The sequence below is a fragment of the Pseudomonas sp. DR208 genome, from assembly GCF_019823005.1.
Classification (GTDB): Bacteria; Pseudomonadota; Gammaproteobacteria; order Pseudomonadales; family Pseudomonadaceae; genus Aquipseudomonas; species Aquipseudomonas extremorientalis.
Genome location: NZ_CP081944.1, coordinates 5,054,335 through 5,073,317 on the forward strand (window position 1 = coordinate 5,054,335; position 18,983 = coordinate 5,073,317).

General features: G+C 62.2%; 20 protein-coding genes. 9 read left to right on the forward strand and 11 right to left on the reverse strand.

Annotated elements, in window-relative coordinates; translation table 11 throughout:
- Positions 1–130 precede the first annotated feature (130 nt).
- On the forward strand, positions 131–1,747 hold the full coding sequence (locus tag K5K89_RS22695) for an inorganic phosphate transporter (protein WP_071489496.1): 1,617 nt from the start codon (positions 131–133) through the stop codon (positions 1,745–1,747).
- A gap of 126 nt (positions 1,748–1,873) precedes the next feature.
- On the opposite strand, the gene K5K89_RS22700 is transcribed toward K5K89_RS22695, so the two are convergent.
- From K5K89_RS22700 to K5K89_RS22710, 3 genes are read right to left on the reverse strand one after another with little or no spacing between them, the layout of a single operon-like run.
- On the reverse strand, positions 1,874–2,848 hold the full coding sequence (locus K5K89_RS22700; protein ID WP_222540308.1) for a biotin-dependent carboxyltransferase family protein: 975 nt from the start codon (positions 2,846–2,848) through the stop codon (positions 1,874–1,876).
- A complete protein-coding gene (locus tag K5K89_RS22705; RefSeq protein ID WP_071489494.1) occupies positions 2,845–3,723 on the reverse strand; it encodes a 5-oxoprolinase subunit B family protein in 879 nt (292 codons plus the stop codon). Before K5K89_RS22705 ends, K5K89_RS22700 begins: the two co-directional genes overlap by 4 nt.
- A gap of 57 nt (positions 3,724–3,780) precedes the next feature.
- On the reverse strand, positions 3,781–4,539 hold the full coding sequence (locus K5K89_RS22710) for a 5-oxoprolinase subunit PxpA (RefSeq protein WP_071489493.1): 759 nt from the start codon (positions 4,537–4,539) through the stop codon (positions 3,781–3,783).
- A gap of 120 nt (positions 4,540–4,659) precedes the next feature.
- Between K5K89_RS22710 and K5K89_RS22715 the strand changes: the two genes are divergently transcribed.
- Complete coding sequence (locus K5K89_RS22715) at positions 4,660–5,577, forward strand: LysR family transcriptional regulator (RefSeq protein WP_222540309.1); 918 nt, start codon at positions 4,660–4,662, stop codon at positions 5,575–5,577.
- Here the strand turns inward: K5K89_RS22715 and K5K89_RS22720 are convergent.
- Positions 5,574–6,470 (reverse strand): LysR family transcriptional regulator, encoded by an 897-nt coding sequence (locus K5K89_RS22720; protein ID WP_222540310.1) that lies wholly within the window; start codon positions 6,468–6,470, stop codon positions 5,574–5,576. The genes K5K89_RS22715 and K5K89_RS22720 overlap by 4 nt on opposite strands.
- A 106-nt stretch (positions 6,471–6,576) precedes the next feature.
- On the opposite strand from K5K89_RS22720, the gene K5K89_RS22725 reads away from it, so the two are divergent.
- A complete protein-coding gene (locus K5K89_RS22725) occupies positions 6,577–7,335 on the forward strand; it encodes an SDR family NAD(P)-dependent oxidoreductase (protein WP_071489490.1) in 759 nt (252 codons plus the stop codon).
- 2 nt (positions 7,336–7,337) lie between these two features.
- Here the strand turns inward: K5K89_RS22725 and K5K89_RS22730 are convergent, their stop codons facing one another.
- A complete protein-coding gene (locus K5K89_RS22730) occupies positions 7,338–7,781 on the reverse strand; it encodes a multidrug/biocide efflux PACE transporter (RefSeq protein WP_071489489.1) in 444 nt (147 codons plus the stop codon).
- Between the two features lie 89 nt (positions 7,782–7,870).
- Here K5K89_RS22730 and K5K89_RS22735 point away from each other — a divergent pair, with 89 nt between their 5' ends.
- Positions 7,871–8,725, forward strand: a complete 855-nt coding sequence (locus tag K5K89_RS22735; protein WP_222540311.1) for a LysR family transcriptional regulator — start codon at positions 7,871–7,873, stop codon at positions 8,723–8,725.
- Positions 8,726–8,731: 6 nt separating this feature from the next.
- Here the strand turns inward: K5K89_RS22735 and K5K89_RS22740 are convergent, their stop codons facing one another.
- Genes K5K89_RS22740 through K5K89_RS22750 form a run of 3 tightly spaced genes read right to left on the reverse strand, consistent with a single transcriptional unit; the run spans position 8,732 to position 10,749 of the window.
- Positions 8,732–9,946, reverse strand: a complete 1,215-nt coding sequence (locus K5K89_RS22740; RefSeq protein WP_222540312.1) for an RNA polymerase sigma factor — start codon at positions 9,944–9,946, stop codon at positions 8,732–8,734.
- Positions 9,943–10,287 (reverse strand): YciI family protein, encoded by a 345-nt coding sequence (locus K5K89_RS22745; protein WP_016978318.1) that lies wholly within the window; start codon positions 10,285–10,287, stop codon positions 9,943–9,945. Before K5K89_RS22745 ends, K5K89_RS22740 begins: the two co-directional genes overlap by 4 nt.
- Before the next feature lie 42 nt (positions 10,288–10,329).
- Entirely contained in the window at positions 10,330–10,749 is a 420-nt protein-coding gene (locus K5K89_RS22750; protein ID WP_071489486.1) for a YybH family protein, read from the reverse strand.
- 149 nt (positions 10,750–10,898) lie between these two features.
- On the opposite strand from K5K89_RS22750, the gene K5K89_RS22755 reads away from it, so the two are divergent.
- Entirely contained in the window at positions 10,899–11,399 is a 501-nt protein-coding gene (locus K5K89_RS22755; protein WP_222540313.1) for a GNAT family N-acetyltransferase, read from the forward strand.
- Between the two features lie 60 nt (positions 11,400–11,459).
- Here K5K89_RS22755 and K5K89_RS22760 read toward each other — a convergent pair whose 3' ends face one another.
- Positions 11,460–11,942 (reverse strand): GyrI-like domain-containing protein, encoded by a 483-nt coding sequence (locus tag K5K89_RS22760; protein ID WP_071489484.1) that lies wholly within the window; start codon positions 11,940–11,942, stop codon positions 11,460–11,462.
- Between the two features lie 196 nt (positions 11,943–12,138).
- Here K5K89_RS22760 and alaC point away from each other — a divergent pair, with 196 nt between their 5' ends.
- Positions 12,139–13,350 carry an alanine transaminase gene (alaC, locus tag K5K89_RS22765; protein WP_071489483.1) on the forward strand — a complete coding sequence of 404 codons (1,212 nt, stop codon included), beginning with the start codon at positions 12,139–12,141 and terminating at the stop codon, positions 13,348–13,350.
- Between the two features lie 139 nt (positions 13,351–13,489).
- Here the strand turns inward: alaC and K5K89_RS22770 are convergent, their stop codons facing one another.
- Positions 13,490–14,842, reverse strand: a complete 1,353-nt coding sequence (locus K5K89_RS22770) for a GntP family permease (protein WP_058423189.1) — start codon at positions 14,840–14,842, stop codon at positions 13,490–13,492.
- Between the two features lie 84 nt (positions 14,843–14,926).
- The gene (locus K5K89_RS22775; RefSeq protein ID WP_071489482.1) at positions 14,927–15,460 is read right to left on the reverse strand and encodes a gluconokinase; all 534 of its coding nucleotides are present in this window, start codon (positions 15,458–15,460) and stop codon (positions 14,927–14,929) included.
- 211 nt (positions 15,461–15,671) lie between these two features.
- On the opposite strand from K5K89_RS22775, the gene K5K89_RS22780 reads away from it, so the two are divergent.
- From K5K89_RS22780 to K5K89_RS22790, 3 genes are all read left to right on the forward strand, one after another.
- Complete coding sequence (locus K5K89_RS22780) at positions 15,672–16,703, forward strand: LacI family DNA-binding transcriptional regulator (protein ID WP_222541746.1); 1,032 nt, start codon at positions 15,672–15,674, stop codon at positions 16,701–16,703.
- An 83-nt stretch (positions 16,704–16,786) separates the two neighbouring features.
- Positions 16,787–17,419 carry a glutathione S-transferase family protein gene (locus tag K5K89_RS22785; RefSeq protein WP_222540314.1) on the forward strand — a complete coding sequence of 211 codons (633 nt, stop codon included), beginning with the start codon at positions 16,787–16,789 and terminating at the stop codon, positions 17,417–17,419.
- 77 nt (positions 17,420–17,496) lie between these two features.
- Positions 17,497–18,906, forward strand: coding sequence for an MFS transporter (locus K5K89_RS22790; RefSeq protein WP_222540315.1), 1,410 nt, complete (start codon positions 17,497–17,499; stop codon positions 18,904–18,906).
- The last annotated feature ends 77 nt before the right edge of the window (positions 18,907–18,983 follow it).

Sequence of the window (18,983 nt, forward strand, 5' to 3'; positions counted from 1 at the left end):
CACATAGTTTCTGCGGCGTATACAGGATCAGCGGCTATCCCAATTCCATCAAACACTGACCTATGGCAGCATCTCTGTAACATTCTGCAATGACTATGAACGACATCCTCCCCACACTGGATGCCCCGGCATGGCCACCCCTTCCCTGACTGCCTCCACCCACGCCTCACCCGCCGCGCCCAAGCCCAGGCTGGACAAGAAACCCGGCCTGGTGACGGTGATCATCTTCTTCGCCGTACTCGCCATGGGCCTGTTGTTCACCGCCTACAGCCTGATGCACGACATGCATGAAATGGGCGCCCAGCTCACCACCTGGACGCCGTTTCTGCTGCTGGGTGTGGCGCTGTTGATCGCCTTGGGTTTCGAGTTCGTCAACGGCTTCCACGACACCGCCAACGCCGTGGCGACGGTGATCTACACCAACTCGCTGCCGCCGCATTTTGCGGTGGTGTGGTCGGGCTTTTTCAACTTCCTCGGCGTGCTGCTTTCGAGCGGCGCGGTGGCGTTCGGGATTATTGCGTTGCTGCCGGTCGAGCTGATTCTGCAGGTGGGTTCTTCCGCCGGCTTTGCGATGATCTTCGCCCTGCTGATCGCCGCGATCCTGTGGAACCTCGGCACCTGGTGGCTGGGCTTGCCGGCGTCGTCGTCCCACACGCTGATCGGTTCGATCATCGGCGTGGGCGTGGCGAATGCCTTGATGCACGGGCGTGACGGCACCAGCGGTGTGGACTGGAGCCAGGCGATCAAGATCGGTTACGCCTTGCTGCTGTCGCCGCTGATCGGCTTCGCGTTTGCGGCGATGCTGTTGCTGGCCCTGCGCGCCTTCGTCAAGAACCGCGCGCTGTACAAGGCGCCCAAGGGCGACACCCCGCCACCGTGGTGGATCCGCGGCATGCTGATCGCCACCTGCACCGGCGTGTCCTTTGCCCACGGCTCCAACGACGGGCAAAAAGGCATGGGCCTGATCATGCTGATCCTGGTGGGCACCTTGCCGATGGCGTACGCGCTGAACCGCACCATGCCGGCCGAGCAGTCGCTGCAGTTCGCGGCAGTGGCCGAAGTCACCCAGGTCGCCCTGGTGAAAAGTGCCCCACAAGCGCTGACCGGTGACCCGCGCCCGATCCTCTCCACCTACGTGCGCACCAAGGAAGCCACCCCGGAACTGGTCCCCGCCCTCGCCGCCCTCGCCGGGCAGATCGGTGATGAAGTCAAAGGTTATGGCTCCCTGGCCAAGGTGCCTGCCGAAGCCGTCGGCAACGTGCGTAACGACATGTACCTGACCAGCGAAACCATTCGCCTGATGGACAAGGGCAAGGTCGGCAGCTTCGACGCCGACACCCAGGGCAAGCTGCAACTGTTCAAGCAACAGATCGACAATTCCACGCGCTTTATTCCGCTGTGGGTGAAAATCGCCGTGGCCATCGCCCTGGGCCTGGGCACCATGGTCGGCTGGAAGCGCATCGTGGTGACCGTGGGCGAGAAGATCGGCAAGACCCACCTGACTTACGCACAGGGCGCCTCGGCGGAGATGGTAGCGATGCTGACCATCGGCGCGGCAGACATGTATGGGTTGCCGGTGTCGACCACCCATGTGCTGTCGTCGGGTGTGGCGGGAACCATGGTGGCGAACGGGGGTGGATTGCAGATGCGCACGATCCGCAACCTGGCGATGGCGTGGGTGCTGACGTTGCCGGCGGCGATTTTGCTTTCCGGCAGCCTCTACTGGCTGTTCACCCAACTTTTCTGACACAAAACCAAAGCAAAAGTGAACAGAGAACCAAATGTGGGAGGGGGCTTGCCCCCGATTGCAGGGGGTCAGCTATAGATAAGCTGGCTGGTCCACCGCTATCGGGGCAAGCCCCCTCCCGCAGTTTTATCCTGCGAACAGCCCGGACATTATCTTCAACCGCTTCTTGTAGATACGCCGCGCCTCCAACGCCTGCTCCAGCGTCACCGCCACAAACCCGGCCCGCTGGTTCGGTTGCATCTGCCCGATCAAATCCAGGTCGGCGCTGATCACCGTGCCGATCATCGCGTAGCCACCGCCCGACACCGCATCCCGGTGCAACACAATCGGCTCCAAGCCAGCCGGCACCTGGATCGAACCGATCGGGTAGCAACTGTCGACGATGTTCGAAGGGTCCGACCCCGCGCCAAACGGCTGCTCCCGTGGCTGGAAGCTCAACGCACTGCCGCCCTTGAAGCGATAGCCGATGCGGTCGGCTTCGGAACCCACGGTCCAGGGCTCGGCGAAAAAGCTGCTTTTTGCCGCATCCGTGAGGCGCTCGTAATACAGCCCCGGCACCACGCGCAGGGTGATATCCCCGCCCACTGAGCGACGCAACGCCATCGGCAGACTGTTGCCCGCGCGCCCCGTGCCACTGACTTCACCGATGGGCAATTCATCGCCTTCCTGCAAGCGCCGCCCCTGAAAGCCGCCAAGCGCGCCGAGGGTGTAGGTCGAGCGGCTACCGAGCACCAGCGGCACATCAATGCCACCGGCCACCGCGAGGTAAGTCCGCGCCCCCGCCTTGGGAAATTCAAAGCGCAACACCTGCCCGGCGCGCACCTGGAACGCGGTGTCCTGGTGCACCACTTCACCGTCAAGGCGCGGCGACATCAAGGCGCCGCTGAGGGCCACCAGCGCATCCTGTTGGAACTGCAGTTCAGGGCCGATCAATGTGCATTCCAGACCCGCCGCGCCCACCGGGTTGCCCACCAGGTGGTTGGCCGCGCTCAACGCGTATTGATCCAACGCACCCGACGGCGGGATGCCCAGGTGGTAGTAACCTTCGCGGCCAAGGTCTTGCACGGAGGTGGCGAGGCCGGGTTTGAGGACCTTGATCATGCCAGCGCCTCCTGCAGGGTTTTCGGGTAGCCAATGGGGTCGGCGAGAAAAGCGTCGAGGGAAAATTCCACCGGGCGGATACGCAGGTCGAAACGTCCTGCGTCCACCTCGGCCACCGCTCGGTCGTAGGCGTCACGGTCCATGGGTTTGAACTGCACGATATCGCCAGGCCGGAAGAACACCATGTGCTCCTTGAGGTAGGCCAACTGCTGCGCCGGGTCATAGATCGGCGCCGGGGTCACGCCGAACATCTGGTAACCGCCGGCACCGCGCACCGAGTAGATGCAACCAAAACAGCCGCCATGGCCGAGGGTGAGTTTCGGCGTGTCGGTGCGCGGGCGCAGGTACTTGGGCACCTGCAACTGCCGCTCGCGCTCGACCATCTGGAACATGAACGGCAAGCCCGCGACAAACCCGACCATCGACACAAACCACGGCGCACCGCTGTGGGCAGCGATAAACGCGTCGACATCGGCCAGGCCATTGATGCGCGCAGCATATTCCAGGTCGGTGCCGCTGGGGTCCTGGTGGCGGTCGCGAAAACGCATGAGGGTTTCATGGGTCCACGGGTCGTTGTACAGCACCGGGATTTCGATGATGCGCGTGTGCAGCGTGCGTTCGGCCACGGCCTGGGCTTCGGCGGTCTGCACCGCGTCGAGCAATACGTGGGGCGCGATGCGGTCGGGGTCGAAGCGGATCTGGAACGATGCGTTGGCCAGGCACACATCCAGCACGCCTTCCAGCGCCAGGCGCTCCACCGCGCGGGTCACCGCCATGCCCTTGAAAAAAGCCTCCAGGGACATGCTGTCGCTGACCTCGGCAAACAGGTGTTCATCACCGCCGAAGCTGTAGCGGATGGGGGACGTTTCAGCCATGTCTGTTCCTCTTGGAATCATTGTAGAAAGGCAGGCGAAAAAATAAGGCGATGATTTTTATTGTGGTGTCTTGACCGTGATGCCCGCTTGGTCCAGCGCTTCGCGGGTGGCTTCCACCAGCTCCAGCGCACCGGGGGTGTCGCTGTGCAGGCAGATGGAGTCGAATTCGATAAACAGGTCTTCGCCTTCCACGGTTCGCACAAGTCCCGTCTGACAGGCCCGCAGGACGCGCGCCGCCACCGTCGCCGGGTCCAGCGCCCGCACATTGCGGGTAAACACGATGGAGCCGGTCAGATCGTACTCACGGTCGGCATAAAACTCCCGGACCACCGGCTGTCCCAGCTCCTGCGCGACACGCCAGATCACCGAGTTGGGCATGCAGTACAGCAGCAGCGTCGGTTCGATGATGCGCAGGTTCTGTACCAGCAGGCGCGCGGCTTCTTCGTCGCGGGCCAGGTGCATGTACAGCGCGCCGTGGGGTTTGATGTGTTGCAGGGTCATGCCCTGGGCGCGGGCAATTTCCCGCAGAGCACCAAGCTGGTAGAGCATGTCGTCCACCAGCTCCTGGGCCGGAGCGTTGATATGGCGGCGGCCAAAGCCGACCAGGTCCCGGAAGCCAGGATGCGCGCCGATGCCCACGCCCAATTGCTTGGCCCGCTCGACGGTGCGGCGCATGGTGCCGGGGTCGCCGGCGTGGAAGCCGGTGGCGATATTGGCCGAGCTGATGTAGGCCATCAGCTCAGCGTCGACGCCATCGCCGATGGTCCAGGGGCCGAAGCCTTCGCCCATGTCCGAATTGAAATCCACTGCCTGCATCGAAGTCGCTCCGCCTAAGTGATGCAGGAAAAGTAGGCTGCCCCTTGACCCCTTGGGAAGATCTATTATCAGATGACCCATCTTCTGAAAATCAGATAATCCTACGTTTTGGAGAGGCCGATGTCCCTGACCTTGCGCCAAGTCCGCTACTTTGTCGCCACCGCCGAGATCGGCCAGATTTCCCAGGCGGCCATCCACCTGAACATCTCCCAGTCGGCGGTGACCACGGCGATCAAGGAGCTGGAGGGCATGCTCGGTGTGCAACTGTTCGTGCGTTCGGCCCAGGGCATGAACCTGACCGACGCCGGGCGGCATTTTCTCAACCGCGCCTATGTGATCCTGCGCAGTGTCGATGACGCGCTGAACAGCCCGCTGCCCGACTACCGCGCCAGCGGCGTGCTGCGCCTGGCGGCCAGCTACACGGTGCTCGGCTACTTCCTGCCGCACCACTTGCAGCGCATGGGGCACTGGCACCCGGACGTGACCATCGAGGTCTTCGAGCAGGAACGCCAGGCCATCGAACAGGGTTTGCTCGACGGCCAGTTCGACATGGCGGTGGTGCTCACCGCCAACCTTACCCACCCGGCTATCGTCTCGGAGATCTTGTTCAACTCGGAACGCCGCCTGTGGCTGCCCAGCCACCACCCGCTGTGCGAGCGCGGCGCCGTGAGCCTGGCCGATGTGGCCCGGGAACCCTACATCCTGCTCACCGTCGACGAGGCCGAACACAGCGCTATGCGCTATTGGGAACAGGCCGGGCAAACGCCCCAGGTGCGGCTGCGCACCAGTTCGGTGGAAGCGGTGCGCAGCATGGTCGCCAATGGCAGCGGCGTGGCGATCCTGTCCGACCTGGTGCATCGGCCCTGGTCCCTGGAAGGCAAGCGCATCGAAACCCTCACCGTCACCGACCCCGTCACGCCGATGAGCGTGGGTCTGGCCTGGCACCGCGAACGCGCGTTCACCCCGGCGATGCAGGCGGTGCGCGATTACTTCCACGACGCGTTCCTGGCACCGCAGCAATTGTCGGCACGGCGTTAGAGCTGGGCTTGCAACGTCGCAGCCAGCCACTCCATGAATACCCGCACACGTTGCGGCAAATGCCGTTGCCCGGCATAGAGCAGCGACACGTCCAACGGGGGAGCCGGGTAATCCGGCAGGACGCTGACCAGTTCGCCACGCTCCAGCAACTCGCGGATACCGAGCGACGGCACCTGGGTAATCCCGAAACCACCCAGGCAGGCAGCCTGATAGGCATCTGTGCTGTTGACCGTGACCCGCCCGGCCATCGGCACGCGGTGCACCTTGTTGCCCTGCTGGTACTCGAAGCCCGCCGAACGTGACCCCAGCGGCCGCACGTAATGCACCAGTTGATGCTGCGCCAGGTCCGCCAGGGTCATCGGCGAGCCATAGCGTTGCAGGTAGACCGGGCTTACGCAGTTGACCATCGGCATGCTGCAGACTTTTCGTGCGACCACCGTTTGATCCGGCTGGGCACCGACACGCAACACGCAATCAAAGCCTTCGGCGATCAGGTCCACCTGGCGGTCGGAACTGCTGATCTCCAGCTCGATCAGCGGATGCGCGTCCATGAATTCGGGCAAGCGCGGCAGGATCAACTCCCTCGCCATCACGGTGGGCATGTCCACCCGGATGCGCCCGCTCAGTTGCGCCTCAGCCTGGCGAAACAACCCCTCCAACTCCTCCATATGCGACAGCAGGTCCTTGCTGCGCTCATACAAAACCCGGCCGTCCTGGGTCGCCTGCACCTTACGCGTGGTGCGTTGCAACAGGCGCGCGCCGAGCAGTTCTTCCAGGGCTTGCACATGCTCGGACACGGTCGAGCGCGGCAGGCCGAGGCTCTCGCCGGCCTGGGTAAAACTCGACAGTTCGGTGACGCGCACGAAGGTGCGCAACAGCTCAAGTTTATTCATGGGATTGTTCGCCTTATCCGGCCAGTGATTCCGGTATGGCGCTGTTTATCACGTTACGGACGAATAAATACACTCAGTCCCACTAATCACCTGAGAGGACTGCACCATGCCCCGTAAAATCGCACTGATCACCGGCGCCAGCCGTGGCCTGGGCAAAAGCGCCGCGCTGCACCTGGCGGCCCAGGGCGTCGACATCATCGGCACCTACCACAGCGCGGCGGCTGAAGCCCAGACGGTGGTCGAGCAGGTCCAGGCCCTGGGTGGCCGCGCCGCCATGCTGCAACTGGATGTGAGCCAGAGCGACCGCTTCGATGCCTTTGTCGGCGAAGTCGGCACCCTGCTAAAGGATGTGTTCGCACAGGATCACTTCAACTTTCTGATCAACAACGCCGGTATCGGCGCCCACGCCAGTTTTGCCGAGACCACCGAAGCGCAGTTCGACCAATTGGTAGCGATCCACTTCAAGGCGCCGTTTTTCCTCACGCAAAAATTGCTGCCGCTGATCTGCGATGGTGGGCGCATCCTCAATATTTCCAGCGGCCTGGCGCGGTTCAGCCTGCCGGGGTATGCGGCTTATGCGTCGATGAAAGGTGCGGTGGAAGTGCTGTCGCGCTACCAGGCCAAGGAACTGGGCCCGCGCGGGATCAGCGTGAACACCCTGGCCCCTGGCGCCATTGCCACGGATTTCAGCGGCGGCGCCGTGCGCGACAACCCGGATGTGAATGCGATGGTGGCCAACAACACCGCCCTGGGTCGCGCCGGTTTGCCGGACGACATTGGCGGGGCGATCTCGACCCTGCTGGCCGATGGCAGCCACTGGATCACCGGGCAACGCATCGAAGCCTCAGGCGGCATGTTCCTCTGATTTCACACATAACCTGCAGGCGCGTTTCTGTTGATGATTTTTTCCCGGATCACGTCATACCCCCAGTGATACACATAGGTGTACGGCAGGAAAAACAGCAACACGCCGATGTCGAGCATGAACGCCTGCATCAGGCTGATGTTCAGCCACGCCGCGATCAGCGGCACGGCGACGATGATCAGCCCGCCTTCGAACATCAGCGCATGCAACACCCGCGTCCAACCGCCGTTGGACAGTTGCAGGCGCACCTTGAGGCGGTCGAACAGGCTGTTGAAGATGACGTTCCAGGTCAGCGCCAACAGGCTCAGGCCCAGGGTCACTGCGCCCATTTCCAGGGCCGGCCTGCCGGTGATCCAGACCAGCAGCGGCGTACAGATCAACAACGCCAGGCCTTCAAAACCCAGGGCCTGGCAAACGCGTTCAGTAATCGACTTGGTAGGGCTCATAACCTGTGCTCTGTGAAGGACGATGGTTGCCATGATTACCCTTTGAATCGATACTTCATAACTAATAACCATCGATCAAGGCGATAGTCATGGCCTCGCACGAAGTGCTGCAAGCGTTTGTCCAGGCCGCCACCCAAGGCTCGTTTTCGGCGGCGGCACGCAAGCTGGGCAAGAGCCAGTCCACCGTCAGTGCGGCCGTGGCGAGCCTGGAGATTGACCTGGATGTGGTGCTGTTCGACCGCAGCAGCCGCAAGCCGACGCTGACCCCGGCCGGCCTCGTGCTGCTGCAACGCGCCGAACAGGTGCTGGAGGCCAGCAGTCGTCTGGAACTGGCGGCGAGCCAGTTGTCCCAGGGGTTGGAGCCGAAGGTCACGATTGCCATGTCCGATACGTATCAGTCGGAACGCTTCGAGATCGCCCTCAAGGCCTTTGAACATCGCTACCCGGACCTTGAACTGGAATGGCTGATCGCCGAGTGTGAAGACCTGATCGCCCTGGTGCAGAGCGGCCGTGCACAGATTGCCTTGATCGAAGCCCAGCACATCTACCCGCCCGACCTGACCCACTCGCCCGTGGCCGAACGCACGGAAATCGCACTGTTCGTCGCCCCCACTCACCCATTGGCGCGCGTAGAAAACATCGACTCGCAAGCCCTGCAACAACACCGGGAACTGCGCCTGGCAAGCATCATCAGCCCCAACGAGACACGCCCCATGGGCCGGGTGTGGTCGGCGCCGAGCTTTCTGATGCTGATGGAGATGGCTCAACTCGGTTTCGGCTGGGCGGAGTTACCACGCTGGTTGGTGGAGCGCTTTGGCAATGCCGAGCTGGTTGAACTCAACGTTCGGGGTTGGCCACGCTCGGTGGCGGTGGATGCGTTGTGGTCGCGACAACACCCACCCGGGCCGGCGGGCAGTTGGATGCTCAGTCAAATGCTCGAATGACACCGCCTACAGGTTTTGCAAACGTTGTTCGAGGAAACGTCGTTCCGGGCCCTGCTGGGTCAGCGACAGGGCTTTTGCGTAGGCGGCGCGCGCCTCTTCGACGCGCCCCAGTTGCCGGCAGAATTCCCCCCGCGCCGAATGCACCAAGTGGTAATCCAGCAACTCGCCGCGTGCCAGAATGCCCTCCACCTGCTGCAACCCCGCCAACGGCCCATCGCGCATGGCCAGGGCTACGGCGCGGTTCAGTTCGATCACCGGTGACGGCAGGGCCCTGAGCAATACATCGTAGAGCCCGACGATCTGCGGCCAGTCCGTCTCATCGGCACGCGCCGCTTCGGCATGCACCGCGGCGATGGCGGCCTGCAGGCAATACGGACCAAAGCGCCGTGTGCCCAGCGCGCGCTCGACCAGGGCACAACCTTCGGCAATCAACGAGGCGTCCCACAGCGAGCGATCCTGCTCAGCCAGCAGCACCAACTCACCCTCGGCCGAGGTGCGCGCCGGGCAGCGGGACTCGTGCAGCAGCATCAAGGCCAGCAGGCCCATGACTTCCGGTTCGGGCAACAACTCCATCAGCAGGCGCCCCAGGCGAATCGCTTCGCGGGTCAACTCCTCGCGGGTCAGGTCGGCACCGATGGACGCCGAATACCCCTCGTTGAACACCAGGTAAATCACCCGCAGCACCGCATCCAAACGCTCCGGCAGCGCCTCCCTGGACGGCACTTGATAAGGGATTTTCGCCTCGCGGATCTTGCCCTTGGCGCGCACGATGCGCTGGGCGATGGTCGCCGGCGTGGCCAGGAACGCCCGGGCGATTTCCTCGGTGGTGAGGTCGCAGATCTCACGCAGGGTCAGCGCCGCCTGGGCATCTGCCGCCAGTGCTGGGTGGCAGCAGGTGAAAATAAGGCGCAGGCGGTCGTCTTCCACGTCTTGATCGCTCCAGTCAGCCGCTTCCAGCGTGTCGGCCTGCTCCTGCAACAACGGGGTAAACCGCGCCTGGCGGCGCAGACGGTCGATGGCCTTGAAGCGCCCGGTCGACACCAGCCATGCCCTTGGGTTGGCCGGCACACCGTCCAGGGGCCAGCGCTGCACGGCGACGAAAAACGCGTCGTGCAGGGCTTCTTCGGCCAGGTCGAAGTCGCCCAGCAAGCGAATCAGCGTTGCGAGAACCCGACGTGATTCACTGCGGTAAAGGGCATCGACCGAGGTTGTTGCAGTCACAGATTCAATTCACGCACGGGACGCACTTCTACACTGCCGACCCGGGCGGCCGGAATACCGCCAGCCACCTGGATCGCTTCGTTCAAGTCACGGGCCTCGATCAGGTAGAAGCCGGCGAGCTGTTCCTTGGTTTCGGCAAACGGCCCGTCGGTGATCGACAGCTTGCCATTGCGCATGCGCACGGTGGTGGCGGTGCTCACCGACTCCAACGGCTCGGCGGCCAGCATGCGACCGCTGGCCTGCACGGACTGCGCGTAGGCGAAGCACTCCGGGTCGGCGGGGCTGTCCGGCGAGGTGTGCAGCACCTGTTCGTTGCTGTAGATCAGGCACAGGTATTTCATGGCGTTCTCCGTTTTCGGATTACTGACTATAGATCGCGCAGGTCAAGGTTTCAGGTCGAACAGACCGGCGCCGGTTTCCATGTCAAAAGGCGCGGACCAGTGCTCATGCACCACCTTCCACTGCCCGTTGATGCGCTGGTAACCGGCGCTGACCCGCATCCAGCACGTCTTGAGCACGCCATCCGGCCCGGCGCCACCACAGTGGGCGAGCCAGTGGGCAAAGGCGCTGTCTTCTCCGGTTACGATATGCAGCTCATGAAAGTCGAAAACGCCGGGGCCGGGGCAGAACTCCATGCAGGCCTTCCAGTGCGCCTGGTAAGCGGCCTTGCCTTTGAATTGCAGGGCGCCAACGGCGTCGAACGCGACGATATCCTCGGCATAAAAGCTGACAATCTTGTCGACATCCTTGGCGGTGACAGCTTGCTTCCATTGTTCGATCAGGGTGTTGATGGCAGTGCTCATGGCGATACTCCTCGGGTTGGAAAACATCACGGAAGACACCCTTGGTCGAATGGCCCGCCGACAAATCGACACCCCGCTTAAAAATAATTTCGCCCTCGGCAAACCCGCTAGAATCCACGCCTCTTTGTAGGATTTCGGATGCGCCACCGATGGAAACCCGCCTCGTCGCCTATGAGACGCTGAGCCTTGTGCAGAAACAGCAACTCGACACCCTGCAAGTGCATCCCGAGCAACTGCCGTACTCCGGCGATATCTACTGTGCGCTGAACAGCCTGCTGGTCAATCCCAGCACCGGTGCCATCAAAGGCTTCGCCCTGCTCGCCGATAAAATCCCGGTGGCCTTCCTGCTGCTCAAACGCCCACCGTGCCTGCCCCATTGGGCCGATGAGCACAGCGCGACCCTGCATGCGTTGCAGGTCGATCGGCATCAACAAGGGCGCGGGTTTGGGAAGGCGTGCTTGCAGGCGCTGCCGGCGGCGGCATTGGCTGCGTGGCCGCAGATCAGGGGCCTGGAGTTGTCGGTGGACGCGGACAATGTGGCGGCGATGGGGTTGTATCTGTCGGCTGGTTGGGTCGATAGCGGGGAGGCGTATAAAGGGCGGATCGGGTATGAGCGCAGATTGAAGAGGGTGTTTAACCCAGCCCTTTGATGTCACGTAAACATGACTTTCAGACGTTAATGTCCTGTTTACGTGACATCGGCGAGTGCTTCAGCCTCTTTCGCCCACCGGCAACCAGATCTCCACCGTCCCGGTGCCCTTACGCGCATCAAAATCCTCGCTGTAGCGTTCGAAATCCGCACCCATCACCTTGTAGCCCGAGTGCGGCAGCCACTCGAACATGATGCGTTCGTACGTCTGTTCCAGCGCCTGCACCGGCCCGTAATGCGGGAACACGGCATAGTTGAGCGGCGGAATTTCGATGTATTCAAAGTTGCTCGGCACGTCGCCCTTGTTGGGGACTTCGACCCCCGCCATGTAGTCGAATTCGCCATGGTTGGGGTTATGGCAAACGCCATAGGTCACACCGCCGACGCGCTTCTTGATGTCCTTGATGCAGGTGTCGAACAACTCCCACAATTTGGGAATATCGCCCACGGTGGCCTTCGAATAACGCCCCTGTACACCGGCAATCACCAGGGCCTTGCCTGCTTCCATGCGTGGCTCCAACGGTTGTTTTGTCTGCTGATCCATACGAACAGTCTCCTTCTTATGAGGGAACAAACCCGTATCGAGTATAGGGGCATATCCACGCGCGACTCCATGCAGAAAATTTTCCTACGCATCTGGACAACTGGCCATCATCGACCGTATTGTCTGCCCCGCAGGCCACCGCAGTGGCCGACGTCGCTCGGACGGTTCCGGGCGCTTACGTACTCTCGAGGCAACAATGGCCGACCAAGGTTCGCCGCGCCGCTTTGCGCGCATAGATCGACTCCCCCCGTATGTTTTCAATATCACTGCCGAGCTGAAGATGGCTGCGCGTCGGCGCGGCGAAGACATCATCGACTTGAGCATGGGTAACCCTGACGGCGCCACGCCTGCCCACATCGTGGAGAAAATGGTCACCGTCGCCCAGCGTGAAGACACCCACGGCTACTCCACCTCCAAAGGCATTCCGCGTCTGCGCCGGGCGATTTCGCGCTGGTACAAGGACCGCTATGAAGTGGACATCGACCCCGAGTCGGAAGCCATCGTCACCATCGGCTCCAAGGAAGGCCTGGCGCACTTGATGCTCGCCACTCTGGACCAGGGCGACACGGTGCTGGTGCCCAACCCGAGCTATCCGATCCACATCTACGGTGCGGTGATTGCCGGTGCCCAGGTGCGTTCAGTGCCGCTGGTGCCTGGCGTGGACTTCTTCGCTGAGCTGGAACGGGCGATTCGCGGCTCGATCCCCAAGCCGAAAATGATGATCCTGGGCTTCCCGTCCAACCCTACCGCGCAGTGCGTGGAGCTGGACTTCTTCGAACGCGTGATCGCCCTGGCCAAGCAGTACGACGTGCTGGTGGTGCATGACCTGGCCTACGCCGACATCGTCTACGACGGCTGGAAAGCCCCGTCGATCATGCAAGTGCCGGGCGCCAAGGACATTGCGGTGGAGTTTTTCACCCTGTCCAAGAGCTACAACATGGCCGGCTGGCGCATCGGATTCATGGTGGGTAACCCGGAACTGGTCAACGCCCTGGCGCGGATCAAGAGCTACCACGACTACGGCACCTTTACCCCGCTGCAGGTGGCGGCGATTGCTGCGCTGGAAGGCGACCAACAGTGCGTGAAGGACATTGCCGAGCAGTATCGCCAACGCCGCAACGTGCTGGTCAAGGGCCTGCATGAGCTGGGCTGGATGGTGGAGAACCCGAAGGCGTCGATGTACGTCTGGGCGAAGATTCCCGAGCAGTATGCCGCCCTGGGCTCGCTGGAATTTGCCAAGAAGTTGCTGCTGGAAGCCAAGGTGTGTGTGTCGCCGGGCATCGGCTTTGGCGAGTATGGCGATGATCACGTGCGCTTTGCGCTGATCGAGAACCAGGATCGGATTCGCCAGGCGGTGCGCGGGATTCGCGGGATGTTTCGCGCGGATGGGTTGGTCACTAAAGCCTGACCCAATCTACCGGTAGGAATGTGGTCAAAACTGTGGGAGGGGGCTTGCCCCCGATGGCGGTAGATCAGTCACCAGATGCGGTGACTGACACTCTGCTATCGGGGGCAAGCCCCCTCCCACATTTGTTCCGCGGTGTGGCTTAGACCACCAGCGACAGCAGCATGATGAAAATCAACGCGACCACCGACAGAATGGTCTCCATCGCCGTCCACGTCTTGAACGTCTCGGCCACGGTCATGTTGAAGTACTGCTTCACCAGCCAGAACCCCGCATCGTTGACGTGAGACAGGATCAACGAGCCCGCCCCCGTCGCCAGCACCAGCAGCTCACGGTTAACCCCCGGAATCATCCCCACCACCGGCACCACGATACCCGCGCCGGTAATGGTCGCGACGGTAGCCGAACCGGTCGCCACACGGATCACCGCCGCCACCAGCCACGCCAGCAGGATCGGGTTGATCTGCGCGTTCACCGCCATGTGGCCGATCACATCGCCCACGCCGCTGGTCACCAGCATCTGCTTGAAGCCACCACCGGCGCCGATGATCAGGATGATCGCGGCGGTCGGCGCGAGGCTGGCGTCGAGCAGCTTGAGGATCTGCTTGGAGTGGATGCCCTGGCGGTGGCCAAAGGTGTACAGCGACAGCAGCAACGCCAGCAGCAAGGCGGTGATCGGGTGACCGATCATGTCCATCCAGTTGCGTACCACGTTGCCTTCGGCAAACGCGATGTCGGCGAAGGTTTTCAGCAGCATCAGGAACACCGGCAGCAGCACGGTGACCAGGGTAATGCCGAAGCTCGGCAGGTCTTTGTTCTCAGGCTCGCGGGCCAGTTGATCGACCAGTTCCTGGGACGGGTTGCCCGGGATGTACTTGGCGATGAACGTACCGAAGATCGGGCCGGCAATGATCGCTGTCGGCAGTGCGACGATCAGGCCGTAGAGAATGGTCTTGCCGATGTCCGCGCCAAACACGCCGATAGCCAGCAGCGGGCCCGGGTGCGGTGGCACCAGGCCGTGTACCGCCGACAGGCCGGCCAGCAACGGAATGCCGATCTTGATCAGCGACACACCGGTACGGCGCGCGACGATGAACACCAGCGGGATCAGCAGCACAAAGCCGATCTCGAAGAACAGCGGGATGCCCACCAGGAACGCAGCGAACATCATGGCCCACTGGACCTTCTCTTTGCCGAAGGCACGGATCAGGGTCTGGGCGATCTGATCGGCACCGCCGGATTCGGCCATCATCTTGCCGAGCATCGTACCCAGCGCGAGGATGATGCCGACAAAGCCGAGCACTCCGCCGAAGCCGTCCTGGAACGCCTTGATGATCTTGTCCACGGGCATGCCCGAGGTCAGGCCGAGGAAGCCGGCCGCGATGATCAGTGCAATGAACGGGTGCACCTTGAACTTGGTGATCAGAACGATCAACCCGATGATGGTAACCACTGCGTCTAGCAGCAGGTAGGACTCGTGGGACATGCCAAACATGGGGGGTCTCTCCTGTTTGTTGTTGTTATTAAAGCGGGTGTTGAATTTCCTGCCGGGGACAGCGCTATCTTTTCCGGCAAAAAATCAATGGGTTGGTTCAAAGCCGTGTTGCAGCCACCAGGCATTGGTCTGCTCGGCCAACTGCTCGACGCTGTCTTCGCTGGCATTGAGGGCCAGGGTCAGCGGCTCGCCCTTGGGCGATTCAAGGGTGGCGAACTGGCTGTCTATGAGGCTGGCCGGCATGAAATGCCCGGGGCGATGGGACACTCGGTCGGCCGCCACTTCACGGGTCAGTTCCAGGAACACAAAACCCAGACCCGGGGCGGCTTCGCGCAAGTGGTCGCGGTATTTCTTCTTGAGGGCGGAACAGGTGAGCACGGGATGCTCGCCCGCCTTGAGCGAACGGCGCAGTTCATCGCACAGGATGTCGAGCCAGCCGGCGCGGTCGTCGTCGTTGAGGGGGTGGCCGGCACTCATCTTTTCGATGTTGGCGGCGGGGTGAAAGCTGTCGCCTTCGATCGCGGTGGCGCCGTTCAAGCGGCACAGGGCCTCGCTGACACTGGTCTTGCCACAGCCGGCGACACCCATGATGACCAGGGCGGTAACAGGTTGACTCATGAAACACCTCAGGACGCAGATAGCGCTACCTTTGCACGCTGTAAGGCTAGTGCAAAAACAGGCTTTCCCGCGCCGTCTTGTCATTTTTATGGAGTGACGCGTGCATCCTCTCCAATCATTTGAACCGGATCAGGCAACCCAGCGTTCAAGCATTTGCAGCTACTTGGAGACAGCGCTACCTTAGTGCCTCGATTTTTGTTTGGCAAGCCGCCTGATGACCTCCAAGAACGATAAAAAAATGCGCACCACGGGTCGCCCGACCCTTAACGAAGTCGCCCGCCTGGCCGGCGTCAGCCCGATTACCGCCTCCCGCGCCCTGCGCGGCATCAGTACCGTCGCCACCGAACTGGTGGAGAAAGTACAGCAGGCCGCCGCCGAACTGAACTATGTGGTCAACCCCGCCGCCCGCGCCCTGGCCTCGGCCCAGAGCCACTCGGTGGTGGTGTTGGTGCCGTCGTTGTCCAACCTGCTGTTTATCGAAACCCTCGAAGCCATCCACCAGGTTCTGCGGCCCAAGGGCTTCGAAGTGCTGATCGGCAATTCCCACTATTCCCGCGACGAAGAAGAAAACCTGTTGCGCAACTACATGGCCTATCAGCCACGGGGTTTGTTGCTGACCGGCTTTGATCGCACCGAAAGCGCCCGACGAATGGTCGAGGCCAGCAACGTGCCTTGCGTGTACATGATGGACCTGGACCCCAACGCCGGGGTGAACTGCGTGGGTTTCTCGCAACTGGCGGCGGGTGAGACAGCGGCGGCGCACTTGCTGTCCCGTGGGCGCAAGCGCCTGGCGTATATCGGCGCGCAACTGGACCAACGCACGCTGCTGCGCGGTGAAGGTTTCCGCCGGGCGCTGCAACAGGCCGGCCTGTACGACCCGGCGCTGGAACTACTGACGCCGCGCCCTTCCTCAGTCGGCCTGGGAGGTGAATTGTTCCTGCAGTTGCTGGCAACCCATCCGGATGTGGATGCGATCTTTTTCGGCAACGACGACCTGGCCCAGGGCGCCCTGCTGGAGGCCATGCGCCATGGCATCAAGGTGCCGGAGCGCGTAGCTGTGCTGGGCTTCAACGATTTACCGGCGTCGTCGTTCATGGTGCCGCGCCTGAGCAGTATCAGTACACCAAGGGAAGCGATTGGCCGGCGGGCGGCGGAGCATCTGCTGACGATCATGGCGGGCAGCAAAATCGCCAAGCCGGTGGTGGATATGGGCTTTGAATTGCAGATACGGGAAAGCACTTGACCCATGTGGTAGGGGGCAAACCCCCTCCCACATTGCTATCACCCCTGCTAGATTGAGCCTTCTCCAAATGCCAGGGAAGCACCATGGGACACTCACTGAAAATCTTGGGCCGCACCTCTTCCATCAACGTGCGCAAAGTACTCTGGACCTGCCAGGAACTGGGCATCGACTACCAGCGCGAAGACTGGGGCGTCGGCTTCAAGCCCACTCAATCCGCTGAGTTCCTCGCCCTGAACCCCAACGCCCAGGTGCCGGTGCTGATCGACGACCACGGCGTGCTGTGGGAGTCCAACACCATCTGCCGCTACCTCGTCGGCCTCTACCAACGCCACGACCTGCTCCCAGCCGAACCCGCGCCACGGGCGCGCGTCGAGCAATGGATGGACTGGCAAGCCACCGAACTCAATCCGTCGTGGGGCTATGCGTTCCATGCGCTGGTGCGCCAGAACCCGGACTACCAGGACCCGCAGCGCATCCAGGCTGGCGTGCAAGCGTGGAATGACAAGATGGGCCTGCTCGAACAGCAGTTGCTCAAGACCGACGCCTACGTCGCGGGCGATGAGTTCACCCTGGCCGACATCCTCATCGGCCTCTCGGTGCACCGCTGGCGCAACGCCCCACTGGCGCATCCCGACTATCCTGCGGTGCAAGCGTATTACCAGCGCCTCAGCCAGCGCTCCGGCTTCAAAACCTTTGCCCTCGACGGCCATAACTGAGCACGCTGCGAGAGAAAGCATCCCCAGGATGGCGCGTTTCAAACAGTCGAGATTCCGATCACTTATTGAGTTTTCCCATGCCCGTACTCTCTAGCACCGACGGCATCGACCCGATCCGCGCCGCCCACATCAGCGCACGCATTGACCGCCTGCCCGCCGTCGCCACCGTCTGGCGCCTGGTCGCGCTGCTGTCCATCGGTGGTTTTTTCGAGCTGTATGACCTGTTCCAGACCGCCTACATCAGCCCCGGCCTGATCAGCGACGGGATTTTCCACACCGGCAGCGAGGGTGTATTCGGCTTCTCGGATCAGGCCGCCTTCGCCTCGGCGACCTTTCTCGGTCTGTTCCTTGGCGCCAGCCTGCTAAGCCCCATCGCCGACCGCTTCGGCCGCCGGGCGATCTTCATCTTTGCGTTGATCTGGTACACCGTCGCTACCGTGTTGATGGGGCTTCAAACGTCAGCGCTGGGCATCATCGGCATGCGTTTCCTGGTGGGGATCGGCCTGGGTATCGAACTGGTGACCATCGACGCCTACCTCTCGGAACTGGTGCCCAAGCGCATGCGCAGCTCGGCGTTTGCCTTTGCGTTTTTCATCCAGTTTCTGTCGGTGCCGGCGGTGGCATTGATGTCGTGGTGGTTGGTGCCGCAAGCGCCGTTCGGCGTGTCGGGCTGGCGCTGGGTGGTGCTGAGCAGTGCGGTGTTTGCGCTGTTTATCTGGCAACTGCGCAAGCGCCTGCCAGAGTCACCGCGCTGGCTTGCGCAAAAGGGCCGCTTCGCAGAAGCGGGGACGATCATGGACAACCTGGAAGCACGCTGCCAGAAAGACCACGGCAAACCGCTGGACGAACCCGAGCCGCAAGCCGTCAGCGTGCAAGGCAGTGGCCGCTTTGCCGATATCTGGCAACCGCCGTACCGCCGCCGCGCGTTGATGCTGATCGTGTTTCATGTGTTCCAGGCCATCGGTTTCTTCGGCTTCGGCAATTGGTTGCCGGCGTTGCTGTCCGGCCAGGGCGTCAGCGTGACCCACAGTTTGCTCTACGCCTTCATCATCACCCTCGCCTACCCGTTGGGGCCGCTGCTGTTCGTGAAGGTGGCCAATCGCTTTGAAAACAAATGGCAAATCGTCGGATCGGCGCTGGGCGCGATGATCTTCGGCAGCCTGTTCGCCCTGCAAACCACGGCGGTGGGTCTGGTGATCTGCGGGGTGATGATCACCTTCTGCAACGCCTGGCTGAGCTTCAGCTACCACTCCTATCAGAGTGAGCTGTTCCCCACCAACATCCGCGCACGGGCGGTGGGTTTCTGTTACTCGTTCAGCCGTTTGTCCACGGTGTTCAGCAGCTTGTTGATCGGTTTTATCCTCGAGCATCTGGGCACGCCTGGGGTACTGGCATTCATTGCCAGCAGCATGCTGATCGTGATGATCACCATCAGTTGGTTCGGGCCGCGTACGCGGAACCTGGCGCTGGAAAATATCGCCCACTGATCAAGGTAGCGTTCGGCGGGGGGTCAATGTCGATGGCACGTCCCTCCTCGTTCGTAGGGCAGTTTTATAGTGATCCC

What these genes read in the sequence shown, in the direction of transcription:
- K5K89_RS22735 (WP_222540311.1), top strand. Translation starts at nt 7,871, where the DNA reads ATGGCCTCGCACGAAGTGCTGCAAGCGTTTGTCCAGGCCGCCACCCAA.
- K5K89_RS22790 (WP_222540315.1), top strand. Translation starts at nt 17,497, where the DNA reads ATGCCCGTACTCTCTAGCACCGACGGCATCGACCCGATCCGCGCCGCC.
- K5K89_RS22745 (WP_016978318.1), bottom strand. Translation starts at nt 10,287, where the DNA reads ATGAAATACCTGTGCCTGATCTACAGCAACGAACAGGTGCTGCACACC.
- K5K89_RS22755 (WP_222540313.1), top strand. Translation starts at nt 10,899, where the DNA reads ATGGAAACCCGCCTCGTCGCCTATGAGACGCTGAGCCTTGTGCAGAAA.
- K5K89_RS22785 (WP_222540314.1), top strand. Translation starts at nt 16,787, where the DNA reads ATGGGACACTCACTGAAAATCTTGGGCCGCACCTCTTCCATCAACGTG.
- K5K89_RS22710 (WP_071489493.1), bottom strand. Translation starts at nt 4,539, where the DNA reads ATGCAGGCAGTGGATTTCAATTCGGACATGGGCGAAGGCTTCGGCCCC.
- K5K89_RS22715 (WP_222540309.1), top strand. Translation starts at nt 4,660, where the DNA reads ATGTCCCTGACCTTGCGCCAAGTCCGCTACTTTGTCGCCACCGCCGAG.
- K5K89_RS22760 (WP_071489484.1), bottom strand. Translation starts at nt 11,942, where the DNA reads ATGGATCAGCAGACAAAACAACCGTTGGAGCCACGCATGGAAGCAGGC.
- K5K89_RS22705 (WP_071489494.1), bottom strand. Translation starts at nt 3,723, where the DNA reads ATGGCTGAAACGTCCCCCATCCGCTACAGCTTCGGCGGTGATGAACAC.
- K5K89_RS22750 (WP_071489486.1), bottom strand. Translation starts at nt 10,749, where the DNA reads ATGAGCACTGCCATCAACACCCTGATCGAACAATGGAAGCAAGCTGTC.
- K5K89_RS22775 (WP_071489482.1), bottom strand. Translation starts at nt 15,460, where the DNA reads ATGAGTCAACCTGTTACCGCCCTGGTCATCATGGGTGTCGCCGGCTGT.
- K5K89_RS22695 (WP_071489496.1), top strand. Translation starts at nt 131, where the DNA reads ATGGCCACCCCTTCCCTGACTGCCTCCACCCACGCCTCACCCGCCGCG.
- K5K89_RS22720 (WP_222540310.1), bottom strand. Translation starts at nt 6,470, where the DNA reads ATGAATAAACTTGAGCTGTTGCGCACCTTCGTGCGCGTCACCGAACTG.
- K5K89_RS22700 (WP_222540308.1), bottom strand. Translation starts at nt 2,848, where the DNA reads ATGATCAAGGTCCTCAAACCCGGCCTCGCCACCTCCGTGCAAGACCTT.
- K5K89_RS22770 (WP_058423189.1), bottom strand. Translation starts at nt 14,842, where the DNA reads ATGTTTGGCATGTCCCACGAGTCCTACCTGCTGCTAGACGCAGTGGTT.
- alaC (WP_071489483.1), top strand. Translation starts at nt 12,139, where the DNA reads ATGGCCGACCAAGGTTCGCCGCGCCGCTTTGCGCGCATAGATCGACTC.
- K5K89_RS22730 (WP_071489489.1), bottom strand. Translation starts at nt 7,781, where the DNA reads ATGAGCCCTACCAAGTCGATTACTGAACGCGTTTGCCAGGCCCTGGGT.
- K5K89_RS22725 (WP_071489490.1), top strand. Translation starts at nt 6,577, where the DNA reads ATGCCCCGTAAAATCGCACTGATCACCGGCGCCAGCCGTGGCCTGGGC.